The sequence below is a fragment of the Stenotrophomonas genospecies 3 genome (genome assembly GCF_054473855.1).
The window spans coordinates 25605-41704 of the sequence record NZ_JBTMUR010000002.1; the positions used below are offsets into that span (position 1 = coordinate 25605).

The following is a 16100-nucleotide window of genomic DNA, read 5'->3' on the forward strand; positions in this document are numbered from 1 at the left end:
CATGCACGGTCAGCCGACCACCCGCTGCGCGCTTCGGGCCACAATGACGCCATGAGCATGCAACGTATTTCGGACAAGGTGGCCGCGCAGCTGCGCTGCCTGGTGCAGGAACAGCGGCTGCAGCCGGGTGACCGGCTGCCGGCCGAACGCACCCTGGCGGTGCAGCTGGGGGTCTCGCGAACGGCGTTGCGCGAGGCCATCGCGCAGTTGGCCAGCCAGGGCCTACTGACCGCACGGGTCGGTGGCGGCACCTACGTGGCCGAACCCGCGGCGCGCGCGCGGCAGGCGCTGGATGAACCGCTGGCGCCGTACCTGCCGCTGTTCCAAGGCGACCCGGAATACCGCTTCGACGTGCTGGAGATCCGCCACGCGCTGGAAGGTGCCACCGCCTGGCATGCAGCGTTGCGCGCCACCGATGAGGATCGTACGCGCATCGCGCAGGCCTTCCAGACCATGATGGACGCGCACGGCAAGGACGATCCCACCGGTGAAGCCGAGGCCGACGCGGCCTTCCACCTGTCCATCGCCGAGGCCTCGCACAACCTGGTGCTGCTGCAGGTGATGCGCGGCCTGTTCGACCTGCTGCAGACCAACATCTCGCAGAGCCGCGAAAAGCTCTACACCTCGGCGAGGACCTTCTCGCCGTTGTCCGACCAGCACCGCGAGATGATGGACGCGGTGCTGGCCGGCGACCCCGAACGCGCGCGCGCCGCCGCGCATGCCCACCTCGAGTTCGTGCACACCACGCTGCGCACCCTCGATGACAACGAAGCCCGGCGTGCGCGGGCCTCGCGTCTACCTTCCCCACACGGTTGACCCCATGATCATCTCCGCCTCCACCGATTACCGTGCCGCAGCGCAACGCCGGCTGCCGCCGTTCCTGTTCCACTACATCGATGGCGGCGCGTATGCCGAGCACACGCTGAAGCGCAACGTTTCCGACCTGTCCGACATCGCGCTGCGCCAGCGCATCCTGCGCAACATGTCCGACCTGAGCCTGGAAACCGAACTGTTCGGCGAAACGCTGGCGATGCCGGTGGCACTTGCGCCGGTCGGCCTGACCGGCATGTATGCCCGGCGCGGCGAGGTGCAGGCGGCGCGCGGGGCCGACAGTCGAGGCATCCCGTTCACCCTGTCCACCGTATCGGTGTGCCCGATCGAGGAAGTGGCACCGGCCATCCAGCGGCCGATGTGGTTCCAGCTGTATGTACTGCGCGACCGTGGCTTCATGCGCAACGCGCTGGAGCGGGCGCAGGCCGCGGGCGTGACCACCCTGGTGTTCACCGTGGATATGCCGGTGCCGGGTGCGCGCTACCGCGATGCCCACTCGGGGATGAGCGGCCCGAATGCCTCGCTGCGCCGCATCGGCCAGGCCATCACCCATCCGCACTGGGCGTGGGACGTCGGCCTGTTCGGCCGTCCGCATGATCTGGGCAACATCTCCACCTATCGTGGCAATCCGACCGGGCTGGAGGACTATATCGGCTGGCTCGGCAGCAACTTCGATCCCTCCATTTCGTGGAAGGACCTGGAATGGATCCGCGAATTCTGGAAGGGCCCGATGGTGATCAAGGGCATCCTCGACCCGGATGACGCACGTGATGCGGTCAAGTTCGGCGCCGATGGCATCGTGGTCTCCAACCACGGTGGCCGCCAGCTCGACGGCGTGCTGTCCACCGCGCGTGCATTGCCGGCGATTGCCGATGCGGTACAGGGCGATCTGAAGATTCTCGCCGATTCGGGCGTCCGTACCGGCCTGGACGTGGTGCGCATGCTGGCGCTCGGTGCCGATACCGTGCTGCTGGGGCGTGCCTTCGTTTATGCGCTGGCCGCGCAGGGCGAGGCCGGCGTGGCCAACCTGCTGGACCTTATCGCCAAGGAGATGCGCGTGGCGATGACACTGACCGGTGCGCGCCGCATCGCTGACATCGGCCGCGATTCGCTGGTCAGCCTGCCATGAGTGGCCACGATGCCGTGCTGGCACAGTTGCGCGACGCGGTCGGCAGCCGCCATGTGCTGACCGGCGACAAGGCCACGCGCCGCTTCCGTCGCGGCTACCGCTTCGGCGACGGCCCGGTGCTGGCGGTGGTGCGCCCGGGGACGCTGCTGGAGCTGTGGCGTGTTCTGCAGGCGGCGGTGCAGGGCGGGGCAGCGATCATCCTGCAGGCGGCCAACACCGGCCTGACCGGTGGCTCGACCCCGGATGGCAACGACTATGGGCGTCCTATCGTGCTGGTCAGCACGCTGCGCCTGACCGGCATCCAGCTGTTGAACGAGGGCCGCCAGGTGCTGTGCCTGCCTGGCGCGACGCTGGACCGCCTGGAGCAGACGCTGGCACCGCTCGGCCGCGAACCGCATTCGGTGATCGGCTCGTCCTGCATCGGTGCCTCGGTGCTGGGCGGCATCTGCAACAACTCCGGCGGCGCGCTGGTGCGTCGCGGCCCGGCCTACACCGAGCTGGCACTGTATGCGCAGGTCGATGCGCAGGGCCAGCTGCAGCTGGTCAACCATCTGGGCATCGCGCTGGGCGATACGCCCGAGCAGATCCTGCAGCGCCTGCAGGCGGGCGACTACCGTGCTGCCGACGTGGGTGACGGTGATGGCCGTGCCGCCTCCGATCCGCGCTACGCCGAAGAAGTGCGCCGGGTCGATGCCGATACGCCGGCACGCTTCAATGCCGACCCCAGCCGCCACTTCGAGGCAGCGGGATCTGCCGGCAAGCTGGCAGTGTTCGCGGTGCGCCTGGACACCTTCGAGAAGGAGGCGGCCGAGGTCTTCTATATCGGCAGCAACCGCACCGGCAGCCTCACCGCGATCCGGCGCCAGCTGCTGACCGGCTTCGAATGCCTGCCGATTGCCGGCGAATACATCCACCGCGATGCCTATGACATCGGCGAGCGCTACGGCAAGGACAGTTTCCTGCTGATCGATCGCCTCGGCACCGCGCGTGTGCCGGCCGCGTTCGCATTGAAGAGCCGGGTTGACGGCTGGTTCGAGCGGCTGGGCCTGCGCGGGGTGACCGACCGGGCGCTGCAGGTGCTGACCGGCCTGCTGCCCTCGCACCTGCCCAAGCGGATGGGCGAGTTCCGCCAGCGCTACGAGCATCATCTGCTGCTGAAGGTCTCCGCGCAGGACGCAGGGGAAACCGAGGCCTGGCTGCGCGACTTCTTCGCCGACCATGAGGGTGGTTACTTCCACTGCACGGCCGACGAGGGGCGCAAGGCCTTCCTGCATCGCTTCGCCGTGGCCGGTGCCGCGGTGCGCTACCGCGAGGTGCATCGCGACCAGGTGCAGGACATCGTGGCGCTGGACATCGCCCTGCGCCGCGATGATGCCGACTGGTTCGAGCAGTTGCCGGTCGATATCGATGGCCGCCTGCTGCACAAGCTGTATTACGGGCACTTCCTGTGCCACGTGTTCCACCAGGACTACATCGCGCGCAAAGGCGAAGACCCGATGGCGATCGAGCATGCGATGTGGGCGTTGCTGGACCAGCGTGGCGCCGAGTATCCAGCCGAGCACAACGTCGGCCACCTGTACCCGGCCAAGCCTGCATTGGCCGGGTTCTACAGGCAGTTGGACCCGAGCAATACCTTCAACCCGGGTATCGGCCAGACGTCGAAGGCGAAGGGGTGGGGTGGCTGCGACTGTAGTGGGCATTGACGGATACAACGTGGCTTTACTGTAGAGCCGAGCCTATGCTCGGCTGCAATTCCCGACAGGCACAGTCGAGCAAGCTCGACTCTACAAATGCAAAGTCGAGCAAGCTCGACTCTACCGGAGCAGCGGTTACCATCTGGATTCCACGAGCAGGAATCTCATCCATGCCCTCCATCGTTGCCCGCACGACCGTGTGCGTTGCACTGCTGGCGACCCCGCTGCTGGTGCTCGCCCAAGGCTCGATCCTGCCGCAGCAGCGTGACGCTGCGGGCAACGTGATGGAGCCGTTGGGGCAGGTGCTGATCGCCCATGAGACGGGGCCGGCGGGGCTCTACGAGTGCACGCGGGACGGCAACTGGTGCGTGCGCGTGCAGCCGGTTGCCAAAGATGGTGACCGGCCGACCGTGCTGGAAGTGCTTGAGAAGGCACCGGGCCAGGGCACGCCACACACCTACCACGTCAGCATCGACGTGCCGCAGGAAAGCGAGCTGTCGCTGTGGCCGTGGATCGTGCGGCTGGCACCTGGCGTGGGTAGCGATGAACCGGTGACCGACCCGCAGCAGCGCGACCGCCAGAATGTGCTGGTGGGTGGCATCGTCACGTTCAGCGCCATGTACTCCGGTGGAGGTGCCGACGCGTCCACGCTGCAACTGGCACGCGTGCGCCACCTGCAGGACGACATCCAGGTGGACGACGACGTGTTGACCGTGCCATGGCTGGGCAATGCGATGATCCGCGCCTGTTTCAGCGAACAGGACATCAAGCAGCGCGCAGGTGCCTGCCATGACGAATACGGCTTCTCGGCGAAGCTGGCGCTGGATACGGTCGCCGAGGGCATGCCGGTGCTGCGCTACCAGACCGTGGCGACCCGGTTCCCGGCCGGTGTTTCGCGCTTCGAGGATTCGCTGGCCAAGAGGCCGTTGAAGAAGCAGGATCTGCGCACCGAGCAGGACCCGGCGTGCACCTACACGCGGCTGTTCCGCTTCAGCGATGGGGTGTTCCACCCCGACCAGGCGCTGCCGGACTGCGCGGGGTATACCGAACCCTGAACCTTGTAGAGCCGGGCCTACGCTCGGCTGGTCTTCGGATGCGCCGCGCGAAAAGCCAGTCGAGCATGGCTCGACTCTACAAAAGCCTGCTGCCGCGCTTACTCGCAGCGGGTGGACGTGATGATGTTGTCCTTATCCACGAACACGCGCAGGCGGTCCGGGCGGATGTCTTTGGTGGTGATGGTGCTGGGGCCGATCGGGTTGACCAGGCCGGCACCGCTCTCGCGGGACAGGCGACGGATGTTGGGCTCGTTGGCCGGCTGGCCGATCGCCCAGCCCAGCTGGCTGGCGTCGCAGCGGCCACTGCCTTTGACTTCCGGGCCAGGGGTGCTGACGCAGGCCGACAGCAGCAGGGCGGAGGCCGGCAGCAACAGGGACAGACGGAATGCAGACATGCGAGCGCTCCTGCGCAGGGGAAGATGGCGGGAACGATAGCACCGAGCGTGCGAAAGGCGTCAGCGCCCCGGTCATTGCCGGCACAGCGTGGTCATTGCATAGTGGGAGCAATGGCTGGCAGTACGCCAGCGGGCAGGCCGGGCCTTTCCGGCGCAGGTGTTGGATACGGTATGACGGCAGGCAGTTTCCGCGGCAAGGACAAGACAATGACGGCCCTGATGTTGTCGTTGCTGGGCGTGGCGTTTGCCGCCTCCGCTGCCGATCCGGAACCCGAGCAGGTCCAATCCCCGGTATTCGGCGCCTGGCGCAACCTGCAGACCGAATCCGGCTACGCGCCGGCGCAGCGTAACCTGGCCTTCGCCATGCTGCCGCAGGCGGCCACCCGCGGCGACCGTTTCGCCATCCTCGACCGCGAGGGCAAGCGGGCGGTGTGCTGCCTGCAGGTGGCCAGCCCCTCGCTGGGCGTCGCTGCGCTGCGCGGGGAGTACCACCTGCCGCAGGCCTGGGTGACGGACCTGAGCAATGGCCGTAGCCCTGCACGACCCTATGTGCCGCACGTCTATGCGATGCAGCGGGTGGACGAGCTGGCCGACTACAGCTTCGCCGATGTACCTGGCGCCTACAGCGACCTGGGCGGTCTGCTGATTCCGGAAGGTGCCGCGCTGGAGGCCGACGGCAGTGCCGTGCGCCTGGGGGACAGCCGCTATCCGCTGCATTTCCAGCGCCAGCCGCACGCCGATGACGATGGCGCGCTGGACCGCTACAGCCTGCAGGCCGGCGAGGGTGCCGCCCCGATCGTGGTTGAAGTGCCGTTCGGCACCTACTGATTGCAGCGTTGCACTGGCTAGAATGCAGCGCGGCGCTGTCTGCCGTGCCTGCTCCGTGAGTCGTGCCGTGTCCTTGCGCCCCTTCCTGCTGTCGTCCCTGCTGCTGTTGTCTGCCTGTGCCAGCGCGCCTCCGCCGCCGGCCCATTCCGATGCATTGTGGCGATTGATTGAACGTGACTGCCAGGGCGCCGAAGGCCCGCGTGGCGATTGCCTGCGGGTGGAGACGGCAGCAGACCGCCGCGATGTGCTGGTCAAGGACGCGCACGGCGACTACCAGTTCCTGCTGATGCCGCTGGACAAGGTCAGCGGCATCGAGAGCCGCAGCCTGTACCAGCGTGGTGCACCGAACTACTTCGCTGCAGCCTGGCAGGCGCGCAGCCACACCGAACGGGCGCTGGGCCAACCGCTGCCGCGCAACGTCGCCAGCCTGGCGTTGAACTCGCCGCACGGCCGCTCGCAGCACCAGCTGCATATTCATGTGGATTGCCTGCGTGCCGACGTGCTGCAGGCGCTGGATACGCATGCTGCCGCCCTGGGCAGCCAGTGGGCACCGCTGCCGGTGCTGCTGCGCGGCCATCAGTACCAGGCCCACCTGCTGCCGGGCGCAGAACTGACCGCCAATCCGCTCAATCTGCTGGCCTACGACCTCGCAGGCGTGGACGACGTCGGCCAGTGGAGCCTGGTTGTGGCGGGCCGGGACGCCGTGCAGGGCGGCCCGGGCTTCATCCTGCTGGCCACCCGTGTGGACGCCGGCACCGGCAACGAGGCCAGCGCCGAAGAGCTGCAGGACCACGCCTGCTCGGTGCTGACCGGTGCCGGCAACGCGCTGGAGCGGGTGCGCTAGTCCAGCATCCTGTGCTTGCTCCGCCACATGGGTGCGGTCAGCGCCAGCAGCTGGCGATCCTGCCAGCCATCCAGATCCAGATGATGGTCGCGCAGCAGGCCTTCCTGCTCGAAGCCGAAGGCCCGCAGCGCGGTGGCGAACGGATCACTGCAGTCCGGTGGCAGCATCACGAACAGGCGATGCAGGCCGACGTCCTCGAACAGGAACGGGCACAGCGCCTGCAGCGCCGCGTCGGCATGCGGGTGCCAATGCTGCAGCGACAGCAGTTCGGCGCTGCGCGCGTGTAGTGATTGCAGCCGTACGTGCAGCTGGTCCAGTACGTTGCCGTGCTCGTCATCGAACACCCCCAGCAGCAGCTGGTCGTTGTCCTGTTCCAGGCGTGAGCGATGCATGTGGGCGAGGAAGCGCGCTTCCTCATCGATGACGGACGGATCGCGGCGGCCGCGCCGGCGGCGGTCATCGAACAGGCGCCAGCGCGGCAGGTCGGCACGCTGGAAAGGGCGCAGGGTGACCGGTGCGGCCTGCAGCTGCAGCAGGTGACGGCGCAGCACCGGGCGCAATGGGGGAAGGAGGGAAGTGGGGTACGGGGTCATCATCCCCGGCACGATGGCCGTGCCTGCAGCCCTGCACCATTCAAAACATTGCAAAAGTGTGGTGGATGGCACTGCGGGTCTGATTCGGTTCAGGCATAAGGCCATCAGGCTTGGTCATTTCCGTTGAAACCCCCCATTCAGGACACTTTCGTTACGGGATCGTTATGCGCCGTACAGGCCGCTGCCCCCGTACCACAACCGCCCAACTCCCCAGGAAGCCCATGTCCGCCTCCCACAAGGCGCTGCGCCCGCGTCCGCTGGTGCTCGCACTGTCGTCCCTGATGCTGGTCTCGATGCCGGCCTTCGCGCAGGAAAGCGCACCCACCACATTGCAGGAAGTGAAGGTCACCGGCTCGCGCATTCCACGCGCCAGTGTCGAGGGCCCGTCGCCGGTGACGGTGATCAGCCGCGAGCAGATCGATGCGCAGGGCTACCGCAATGCCTTCGACGCACTGAGCGCGCTGACCGAGAACACCGGCAACGTACAGGGCGAGGACTTTGGCAACACCTTCACCCCGGCCGCCAACACCATCAACCTGCGCGGGCTGGGCCCGAACCGCACGCTGGTGCTGGTCAACGGCCGCCGCCAGGCCGACTACCCGCTGGCCTACGAAGGGTCGGTGAACGTGGTCAACCTGGCCAACATTCCCAGTGCGCTGATCGAGCGCATCGAGGTCCTGGCGGCAGGTGCGTCTGCGGTATACGGCTCCGATGCGATCGCCGGCGTGGTCAACATCATCCTCAAGGACCGCTTTGAGGGCGTGGATGTGAACGTGCGCGCCGGTGGCACCCAGCAGGGCGGCGGCGACAACCAGCGCGCGCAGGTGGTCGGTGGTAGTTCCGGCGAGCGTTGGGATGCGCTGTTCGGCTTCGAGTTCGATGTGCGCAAGGCGATCCACGCGCGCCAGCGCGATTTCATGGATTCGCTGGACGATGATCCGGCCGGCAAGGCACCGCAGGCGACCGCGATCGCCTATCGCCGCAATGCCGCCACCGGCCGCAACATCGATCCGGGCGTCACTGGCTGCGACGGGGCGTCTGACATCTATGGCGGCAGCGTGTTCCGCGCCTTCAACCCTCGCCAGGGCTGGTACTGCGGCAGCAACGAGGCCGCCGCCAGCTACTGGACCGTGCAGACCCAGAAGCGCAACCTCAATGGCTATGGCCTGCTGACCTTCCACGTCAACGAGACCACTGACCTGTTTGCCGATGTCGCCGTGGGCAGCGCGCGGATCTACAACAACACGCGTGCGCCGACCTGGACCTCGGCCCGCAACTACTTCTACAACCAGACCACCGGCAACCTGGAAAGCTGGTACCGCCGCTTCGCGCCGGAGGAAATCGGCGGCCTGCCGCGCAATGCCAACCGCTTCCTGGAAAACTCGTGGTCGTTCAACGTCGGCGCACGTGGCCAGATCGGTGACAGCGGCTGGGACTATGAGGCGGTCTACAGCCGCTCGCGATACGAGAACCGTACCCGCCGCCCGGTGCTGCTGGCCGGCATCAACGAATACCTGCTCGGTCCGAAGCTGGGTGTGCGCAACGGCGTTGAGGTCTATGCGCCGGATCCGGCGCGCCTGTTCCAGCCGTTGACCCCGAACGAATACGAGGGGCTGTCCGACTACCAGGAAAGCCGTAACGCGGCATGGCTGCAGACCTTCAGCGCCAGCGTCAACGGCCGCCTGTTCGCGCTGCCTGGGGGCGATGCGGCGTTGGCAGCGGTGGTCGAGGCCGGCAGCCAGGGCTATCGCAACCGACCGGACCCGCGCCTGGGCAGCGGCGAGTTCTGGAACACCAGCGCCGGCATCGGTGCCGGTGGCGAGCGTGACCGCTACGCTGCAGGTGTGGAGCTGCAATTGCCGCTGCTGCAGTCGCTGACCACCACCCTGGCCGGTCGCTATGACCAGTACCGTGCCGGTGGCGAGCACATCGGCAAGGCCACCTGGAGTTTCGGCGTCGAGTTCCGGCCGATCGAGAGCCTGCTGATCCGTGGTACGGCGGCGACCAGCTTCCGTGCGCCGGACATGAACTACGTGTTTGCCACCGAAACCCGCGGCTACAATCCGGGCATGACCGATTACTGGCGCTGCCGCACTGCGGGCCAGTCGTACGACAACTGCGACTACAACGGCCTGTCGATTGATTACAGCAACCGCGCCAATGCGCAGTTGCAGCCGGAATCGGCCAAGTCATATGGCTTCGGCGTGGTCTGGTCGCCGCTGTCCGGCCTGGATTTCAGCGCTGACTACTACGACATCCGCATCGACAACGAAGTGACCAGCCTCGATACCAGCCGCATCCTGCGTGATGAGGCCGATTGCCGCCTGGGCCGGACGCTGGGCGGCGAAGCGCGCGATATCGGTTCGCCGCTGTGCCAGGACGCGCTGTCGCGGGTGATCCGCAATCCGTCCAATGCCACGGTGCAGCCGGACCAGGTGACCCGTGTGCTGATCAATCCGATCAACGCGGCCTCCGAATCGGTTCGCGGCCTGGACCTGAAGGGCAACTGGCGTTTCGATGCCGGCCGCTATGGCCGCTTCACCACGCGCCTGGCCTACACCGTGGTGCTGGAGCACAAATACCGACAGTTCTCCGATGATCCGGAGCGTGACATCCGCAATTCGCTGGATGACTACCAGTGGCGCAGCAAGGCCAACGGCAGCATCACCTGGAACCAGGGTGACTGGACCACCACGCTGTACGGCAACCGCTTCGGCTCGCTGCCGAAGACCGATGGCAGTGGCCGCATCGCGCCGTACATGACGTACAACGCCAGCGTGTTCCGCCAGTTCGGCGAGAACCTGTCGGTGGGCGTGATCGTCAACAACCTGCGTGACAGCCGCCCGCCAGCGGACAAGAACGGTGGCGGCTGGCCGTTCTACCCGGTCGGCAACTACGACCCGTATGGCCGCCAGTACTGGGTGCAGCTGGACTACCGGTTCCGCTGATCCCGGGGGCGAACGAAAGGCCCGGCATTGCCGGGCTTTTCTTTGTGCAGTGCATCCGTGTTGCCGTCGCGCACGTGGCATGCTGTGGCGATACACGGAGGATGATGCGCATGGATGTCAGGGGGTGGAGCGTGATTGCCGTGCTGGCCATTGCAGGTTGCAGTGGCAGGCAGGCGGCCAGCGTGGAGGATGCCGCGGAGGTGGCCAATGCCGCGCCTGCGCCGTCCCGTTCCAACCCCGCGACCGATGCTGTATCAGCGCGCGTGCCAACGGCATCGAGTACCACGACGGCTGCCCCTGGGCTCGCGCAACCGGAGGGTCACTTCCTCGAGGGCGAGCGCATGCTGCTGAACGAGGGTGCGGTGTCCGCACAGAAGAGCGAGGCGGTGCTGGGTTCCGACAAAGCCTTCGCGCAGGTGATCAGCCAGTTCGAGCGCGATGCAGCCGGTCACCCGGAAGTGCAGGAGCTGACCCGGCTCTACAGGACGGCCGCGACCCGGCTCATCGGCAACGACGGCACGCTGGTGTCTTTCGCCTGTGGCTACAGCCTGTGTGTTGGCGAGATCCGCAGCCGTACCGATGAGGATTTCAGTGCCTGGTCCGAGGCGATCGGCATGGACAAGGCGGCCCCGGTCTACAGCCTTACCACCGCGCCGATGACATGGGGCAGGGACCAGCGCGGTGGGCGTTTCGTGTTCTCGGTGGACCCGGCCGCCAACGGCATCACGGGCCCGTAGCCGGCGGATGCCCGGCGCCGCGGCGCGTTACGGAAGCGTCTGCTGCAGGTACGACTCGATGACGTAGCTGAAAGGCTGCTGCTGGCGGTCGCGCAGCAGGGCACGCACTTCCAGGATCACGCCGTGATCGCCTTCGCCCCGCGGCGGCCAGAACGTCTGGTCAGCCAGGGTCTGGCGCTGGAAGCCGAGCGGGCCGACCACGCGACCGAACGGTTCGTCGGTGCTGTCCAGCACCTGGTTCATGGCCGGGCTGAGGTGACCAGGCAGGTACCAGTTGTCGGCCTCGGACAGCACGCGGCTGCCGCAGACCAGCTGCACGCGGCGATAGCGCAGGTCGGTACCCGGCTTCACGCCCAGCGCCTGCAGCACGTCGGCGGGGGCAGGCTTGTCCTGGCCGTGTATGCGCACGGCGCGCACCCGCGCCTGTTCGGCCAGGCCGTGCTCGGCGCACCAGTGTTCCAGCGTGGCGGTGGCGCTCTGCCCGGACAGCACGCGCTGGTGCAGGCGCTCGACCAGCGCAGCCGGGGCGATCCGCTGCTGGCCCGGCGGCGACTGCAGCGGCGCAGCGGCCGCAGCATCAGTGGCGGACAGGCTGGCGATCGGAGCGGCGGCAAGCAGGGACGCGGCCTGCCAGCGGCGGAGACGATCGTGGCGGTCGGACGGGCCCATGCGGCATCACAGCGGAAACAGGCGCCCATGTTACCCGTTCAGGGGTGTGCACGGCGTGGCTGCGACCGGTTGTCGCAGGGGGAATCATCGTTCTGGTGAATGCGTGCCATCCAGATATTTCGTTGGCCGATGGCGCTATCGAGGCGCAGGATGGCGCCAGTCTTGGCTTTCCGGGAATTCCCGATGACCCTGCAGTTCATCCACGGCGGTGTCGACCGCGACGGTGCACCGCTGCACTTCCACATCCGTGATGGCCGCATCAGCGGGCTCAATGGCGAGGCGGCGCCGGCCGACGGGGCGGGATGCGTCGACCTGCAGGGCTTCGCGGTGCTGCCCGGGCTGGTCGACGGCCACATTCACCTCGACAAGAGCTTCGTCGGCGACCGTTGGCACCCGCACCAGCCGGTGAACAGCCTGCGTGAGCGGCTGGCGGTGGAAAAGGCGGCAGTGGCGGCTGCGGCGCCGATGGTCGATCGCGCCGAGGCGCTGATTCGCCAGTGCAGCGGCTTCGGCACAGTGGCGATGCGCTGTCATGTTGATATCGATGGCAGCACCGGCCTGGGCCACCTGGAAGCGGTGCGCGAGGCCGCGCTGCGCTGCGCCGGCATCATGCGCATCCAGCTGGTGGCGTTCCCGCAGGCCGGGGTGATGTCCTGCGCGGGTACCGCAGCGGTGCTTGAGCAGGCCCTTGCAGCGGGTGTGGACGTGCTGGGCGGCATCGATCCGACCACGCTCGATGGCGATGCCGAGGGCCAGCTGGCACTGTTGTTCGGCCTGGCCGAGCGCTATGGCGTGCAGCTGGACATCCACCTGCATGAGCCTGGCGAAACCGGCCTGGCCCAGCTGCTGCGTATCGCCGCGCGGACCCGGGCCGCCGGCCTGCAGGGAAGGGTGGCGGTCAGTCATGCTTATTCGCTGGGCGAGGTGCCGCTGGCACGCGCGCTGCAGGTGGGCGAGGCGCTGGCGACGGCGGGTGTGGCGATCATGAGCAACGCGCCTGGCGATCATCCGTTCCCGCCGCTGCGCGCGTTGCATGACGCTGGTGTGCGCGTGTTCGCCGGGAACGACAACATCCGCGACTGCTGGTGGCCGTATGGCAACGGCGACCTGTTGCAACGCGCGATGCTGCTGGGCTACCGCTCCGGCTTCCATACCGATGCCGACCTGATGCTGGCGCTGGACATGGTGACCACCCATGCCGCGCAGGTGATCGGGCTGCCGCAGTACGGTCTTGTGGAAGGGCATCCGGCCACTTTCGTGGCGGTGCGTGCCGACCACGGCCCGGCCGCTGTGGCCGGGGTGCCGGTGGAGCGGCGCGTGGTAGTTGATGGCCGTTGGCTGTAGATCCACGCCGGGCCAACCCGTGTAGCGCCGAGCCACGCTCGGCGGCTTTTCATACGTAATCGTCGGCGCGGGTAGCGACGAACTCTTCCAGCCACGCAAGCAGATGGGCGATGTCGATGAGCTCGCCCTGCTCGATGCGCTTGAGCAGCAGCGTGCTGGCGCCGATCTGCAGGCTGCTGTCGGCATAGCGCAGCACCGCGTCGATGCCCCAGGCATCGGTGACCTGCATCCAGGCCAGGCCAGGCACGCGCTGGGCCAGGGTGTCACCGAACGCCACGCCCAGCGCTTCCCAGCCATCGCCGTCATCACGGTCGATCAGCTCGGCATCGACCACGCGCTGCAGCGTGGTGGCCGCCAGCGGCCATTGCACCGGCAACGTCGGAAAGCCGGCGGCCACGCGCGCGGCGATCAGCGAACGCTGGTGCTGCAGATGCGTCTGCAGCGCAGCGGGCAGGGGATCGAAGCGGGTGGGGATTTCGTCGGACATGGCAGAGCGCCGTGGGGCACGGAAACTAGGGCGACTGTAGCCGGCGATGTAGTGCCTTGGTGCGGCAGGTCTGATCAGATATCGATGATCAGTGCGCGAACTGTGATTGCTTCCGCATGCGCAGCATCAATGTGCGAATACGTCATTCTACGCGATTCAATCGTTCTCTCATGGGCTCAGCCGGACTTGCGCGCTTGCTGGATGACGAACTCCTCCAGAGCTTCAAGCAGATGGTTGATCTCGATGGTCTTGCCTTCTTCGACGCGTTTGATCAACAGGGTGCCGGCGCTGACCATGATATTGGCGTCGCCATAGCGGAGAACCGCATCGACGCCCCAGGCATCGGTTACCTGGGCCCAGGCAAGTTCCGGTACACGCTGTGCCAGACAATCACCAAATGCGACCCCCAGTGCTTCCCAACCATCACAATCATCGTGATCGATCAGTTCTGCATCGACTACGCGTTGCAGCGTGCTCGGCAGCAGCGGCCATTGAACAGGCACGGTAGGGAACGCAGATGCGACGAGGGCAGCAACCTGTGCACGCTGCTGCTGCATGTGGGCGATGAGCGCAGGTGGCAGCGGATCGAACCGGATGCTGGCTTCGTCCTTCGGAGCAGGGGTCAAAGCAACCTGGTACGTGCTGGTCATAGGCGGGGCAATCTGGAGAGGGGCGTTCCCCACCCTATCGTCCAGGCTTTGTTTACGCCATCACTAGGCCTTTTGCGACAAGCATGTACTCGCTGACGCTTCAGCGCCCTTTCGGATGCCGGACGGTCGTTTCCATCCACGCATGACGTGGGTCTACCGCGCTCAATCCGGTTCGCGCTGCACTTGGCGCCACAGTTCGCTGGCCAGTGCGCGCACGGCATCGTCGGCGTCGGCACGATGCAGCAGGCCGATCTCGTAATTGTCGATCACCGGCAGGTCGCGTTCGCCATCGATGATGCGGTGCTCACGCATGACCGCGCGGCGCGGCAGCAGGCTGATGCCGATGCCGTCGGCCACCGCACCCTGGATGCCGCTCAGCGACGAACTGGTGAAGGCGATGCGCCAGCGCAGGCCCAGCGCCTCCACGGCGTGGATCATCTCGTCGCGGTACAGTCCGCGCGGCGGGAAGGTGACCAGCGGCAGCGGGTCCTGCAGCAGGCAACTGCTGCGCAGGCTGTCGATCCAATGCATCGGCTCGCGCCGGCAGTGCACCGCCTGGCGGGTGTTGCGGCGTTGCTTGACCAGCACCAGGTCCAGCTCGCCATGGTCGAAGCCGTGGGCCAGGTCGCGGCTGAGGCCGCTGCTGATCTCCAGCTTCACCTGTGGGTGGCGGCGGCTGAAGGCGGCCAGCATGCGTGTGGTCTGTGCGTTGACGAAGTCCTCGGGCACGCCGATGCGCACTGCGGTTTCCACGGTGGCGCCGGCCAGCGCCTGTGCCATTTCCTCGTTCAGGTCGAGCATGCGCCGCGCATAGCCGAGCAGGGTGTGGCCGGCATCGGTGGGGTGCACGTCGCGGTGGCCGCGCTCGAGCAGGCGATGCCCGGCCAGTTCCTCCAGCCGGCGCACCTTCTGGCTGACCGTGGACTGGGTCGAATGCAGGCGCGTGGCCGCCGTGGTGAAGCTGCCGCAGTCGGCCACCATCACCAGCGCCCGCAGCAGGTCCAGTTCGAACAGGGTTCTATTCGATTTGGCACTGTCTTGCATTTGAACATTTCACTTCTGGATACCCAGGCCGACTTCTACCATGCAGGGCAGGGGCCGGCAATGCCCGGCTGTTGCTACCGTCGCACGGCGTTCCGTGGCGACGGTCATGAGGAGACACCGTCATGCGCGTCCATCGTTCCCCTGGCTGGCCTGCGCCGTTCGCGCGCGTGCTGCTGTTGTTCCTGCTGGCCATGATCTCCCCGGCCTGCACCGCAACGTCCAAAGCCGACGTCGATGGCCGCCTGCGCGATGCTGCCAGCCGCGGCGATGCCGATGCGGTGCGACAGGCGATCGAGGATGGCGCCACGCTGGAGGCGCGTGATGGCCAGGGCCGTACCGCGCTGCTGCTGGCCACGCATGGCAACAATGTAGACGCCGCGCGTGAACTGATCGAAGCCGGCGCCGACGTCAATGCCAAGGACGCCATGCAGGACAGCGCCTACCTGTACGCCGGCGCGCGTGGACTGGACGAGATCCTGGCGATGACCCTGGCGCATGGCGCCGATCTGCGCAGCACCAACCGCTATGGCGGCACCGCATTGATTCCCGCCGCCGAGCGCGGCCACGTCGCCACTGTGCGCACGCTGCTGCGTGCCGGCGTCGCTGTGGACCATGTCAACCGCCTGCACTGGACCGCGCTGCTGGAAGCGATCCTGCTCGGCGATGGCGGCGCGCGCCACGTGCAGATCGTGCAGCTGCTGCTGGAGGCCGGCGCCGACCCCGAGCTGGCTGACGGCGACGGTGTGACGCCGCTGGCGCACGCGCGCCAGCGCGGCTATACCGGAATTGAAACCCTGCTGCGCCAGCACGGCGCGGTGCGCTGAAGACTGTTCCCTTCCACCCGCACGCTGG

At 67.1% G+C, this 16100-nt stretch carries 16 protein-coding genes; 10 read left to right on the forward strand and 6 right to left on the reverse strand.

The window, feature by feature from the left end; translation table 11 throughout:
* The first annotated feature begins 51 nt into the window (after window positions 1-51).
* From lldR to ACX9OT_RS02540, 4 genes are all read left to right on the forward strand, one after another.
* Window positions 52-816: a transcriptional regulator LldR gene (gene lldR, locus ACX9OT_RS02525; protein WP_459000728.1), complete on the forward strand. Its 765-nt coding sequence runs from the start codon at window positions 52-54 to the stop codon at window positions 814-816.
* A gap of 4 nt (window positions 817-820) precedes the next feature.
* Window positions 821-1960 (forward strand): FMN-dependent L-lactate dehydrogenase LldD, encoded by a 1140-nt coding sequence (lldD, locus tag ACX9OT_RS02530; protein ID WP_459000730.1) that lies wholly within the window; start codon window positions 821-823, stop codon window positions 1958-1960.
* Entirely contained in the window at window positions 1957-3663 is a 1707-nt protein-coding gene (gene dld, locus ACX9OT_RS02535; protein ID WP_459000732.1) for a D-lactate dehydrogenase, read from the forward strand. The genes lldD and dld overlap by 4 nt, the downstream gene beginning before the upstream one ends.
* A gap of 161 nt (window positions 3664-3824) precedes the next feature.
* On the forward strand, window positions 3825-4709 hold the full coding sequence (locus ACX9OT_RS02540; protein ID WP_459000734.1) for a hypothetical protein: 885 nt from the start codon (window positions 3825-3827) through the stop codon (window positions 4707-4709).
* A 98-nt stretch (window positions 4710-4807) separates the two neighbouring features.
* On the opposite strand, the gene ACX9OT_RS02545 is transcribed toward ACX9OT_RS02540, so the two are convergent.
* Window positions 4808-5104, reverse strand: a complete 297-nt coding sequence (locus ACX9OT_RS02545) for an I78 family peptidase inhibitor (protein ID WP_006373100.1) — start codon at window positions 5102-5104, stop codon at window positions 4808-4810.
* A gap of 171 nt (window positions 5105-5275) precedes the next feature.
* On the opposite strand from ACX9OT_RS02545, the gene ACX9OT_RS02550 reads away from it, so the two are divergent.
* Entirely contained in the window at window positions 5276-5932 is a 657-nt protein-coding gene (locus tag ACX9OT_RS02550; RefSeq protein ID WP_049463092.1) for a hypothetical protein, read from the forward strand.
* 67 nt (window positions 5933-5999) lie between these two features.
* Window positions 6000-6776, forward strand: a complete 777-nt coding sequence (locus tag ACX9OT_RS02555; protein ID WP_071229127.1) for a CDP-diacylglycerol diphosphatase — start codon at window positions 6000-6002, stop codon at window positions 6774-6776.
* Here the strand turns inward: ACX9OT_RS02555 and ACX9OT_RS02560 are convergent.
* Entirely contained in the window at window positions 6773-7372 is a 600-nt protein-coding gene (locus ACX9OT_RS02560) for a GNAT family N-acetyltransferase (RefSeq protein ID WP_071229112.1), read from the reverse strand. The two genes, ACX9OT_RS02555 and ACX9OT_RS02560, sit on opposite strands and share 4 nt — an antisense overlap.
* Window positions 7373-7590: 218 nt before the next feature.
* Between ACX9OT_RS02560 and ACX9OT_RS02565 the strand changes: the two genes are divergently transcribed.
* Together ACX9OT_RS02565 and ACX9OT_RS02570 are read left to right on the forward strand one after the other, a co-directional pair.
* Complete coding sequence (locus ACX9OT_RS02565) at window positions 7591-10317, forward strand: TonB-dependent receptor plug domain-containing protein (protein WP_132810337.1); 2727 nt, start codon at window positions 7591-7593, stop codon at window positions 10315-10317.
* 110 nt (window positions 10318-10427) lie between these two features.
* A complete protein-coding gene (locus ACX9OT_RS02570) occupies window positions 10428-11054 on the forward strand; it encodes a hypothetical protein (protein WP_458075360.1) in 627 nt (208 codons plus the stop codon).
* Between the two features lie 27 nt (window positions 11055-11081).
* Here ACX9OT_RS02570 and ACX9OT_RS02575 read toward each other — a convergent pair whose 3' ends face one another.
* Window positions 11082-11723 carry a hypothetical protein gene (locus ACX9OT_RS02575; RefSeq protein WP_071229110.1) on the reverse strand — a complete coding sequence of 214 codons (642 nt, stop codon included), beginning with the start codon at window positions 11721-11723 and terminating at the stop codon, window positions 11082-11084.
* A gap of 183 nt (window positions 11724-11906) precedes the next feature.
* On the opposite strand from ACX9OT_RS02575, the gene ACX9OT_RS02580 reads away from it, so the two are divergent.
* Window positions 11907-13067 carry an amidohydrolase family protein gene (locus ACX9OT_RS02580; protein WP_459000738.1) on the forward strand — a complete coding sequence of 387 codons (1161 nt, stop codon included), beginning with the start codon at window positions 11907-11909 and terminating at the stop codon, window positions 13065-13067.
* A 49-nt stretch (window positions 13068-13116) separates the two neighbouring features.
* Here the strand turns inward: ACX9OT_RS02580 and ACX9OT_RS02585 are convergent, their stop codons facing one another.
* The 3 genes from ACX9OT_RS02585 to ACX9OT_RS02595 all read right to left on the reverse strand — a co-directional run bounded on the left by ACX9OT_RS02585 (window position 13117) and on the right by ACX9OT_RS02595 (window position 15248).
* Window positions 13117-13554 carry a DUF3806 domain-containing protein gene (locus ACX9OT_RS02585; protein ID WP_071229108.1) on the reverse strand — a complete coding sequence of 146 codons (438 nt, stop codon included), beginning with the start codon at window positions 13552-13554 and terminating at the stop codon, window positions 13117-13119.
* A gap of 176 nt (window positions 13555-13730) precedes the next feature.
* Window positions 13731-14204 carry a DUF3806 domain-containing protein gene (locus ACX9OT_RS02590; RefSeq protein WP_459000740.1) on the reverse strand — a complete coding sequence of 158 codons (474 nt, stop codon included), beginning with the start codon at window positions 14202-14204 and terminating at the stop codon, window positions 13731-13733.
* 162 nt (window positions 14205-14366) lie between these two features.
* On the reverse strand, window positions 14367-15248 hold the full coding sequence (locus ACX9OT_RS02595; protein WP_459000742.1) for a LysR substrate-binding domain-containing protein: 882 nt from the start codon (window positions 15246-15248) through the stop codon (window positions 14367-14369).
* A gap of 122 nt (window positions 15249-15370) precedes the next feature.
* On the opposite strand from ACX9OT_RS02595, the gene ACX9OT_RS02600 reads away from it, so the two are divergent.
* Window positions 15371-16072 carry an ankyrin repeat domain-containing protein gene (locus tag ACX9OT_RS02600; protein ID WP_459000744.1) on the forward strand — a complete coding sequence of 234 codons (702 nt, stop codon included), beginning with the start codon at window positions 15371-15373 and terminating at the stop codon, window positions 16070-16072.
* Window positions 16073-16100: the final 28 nt, after the last annotated feature.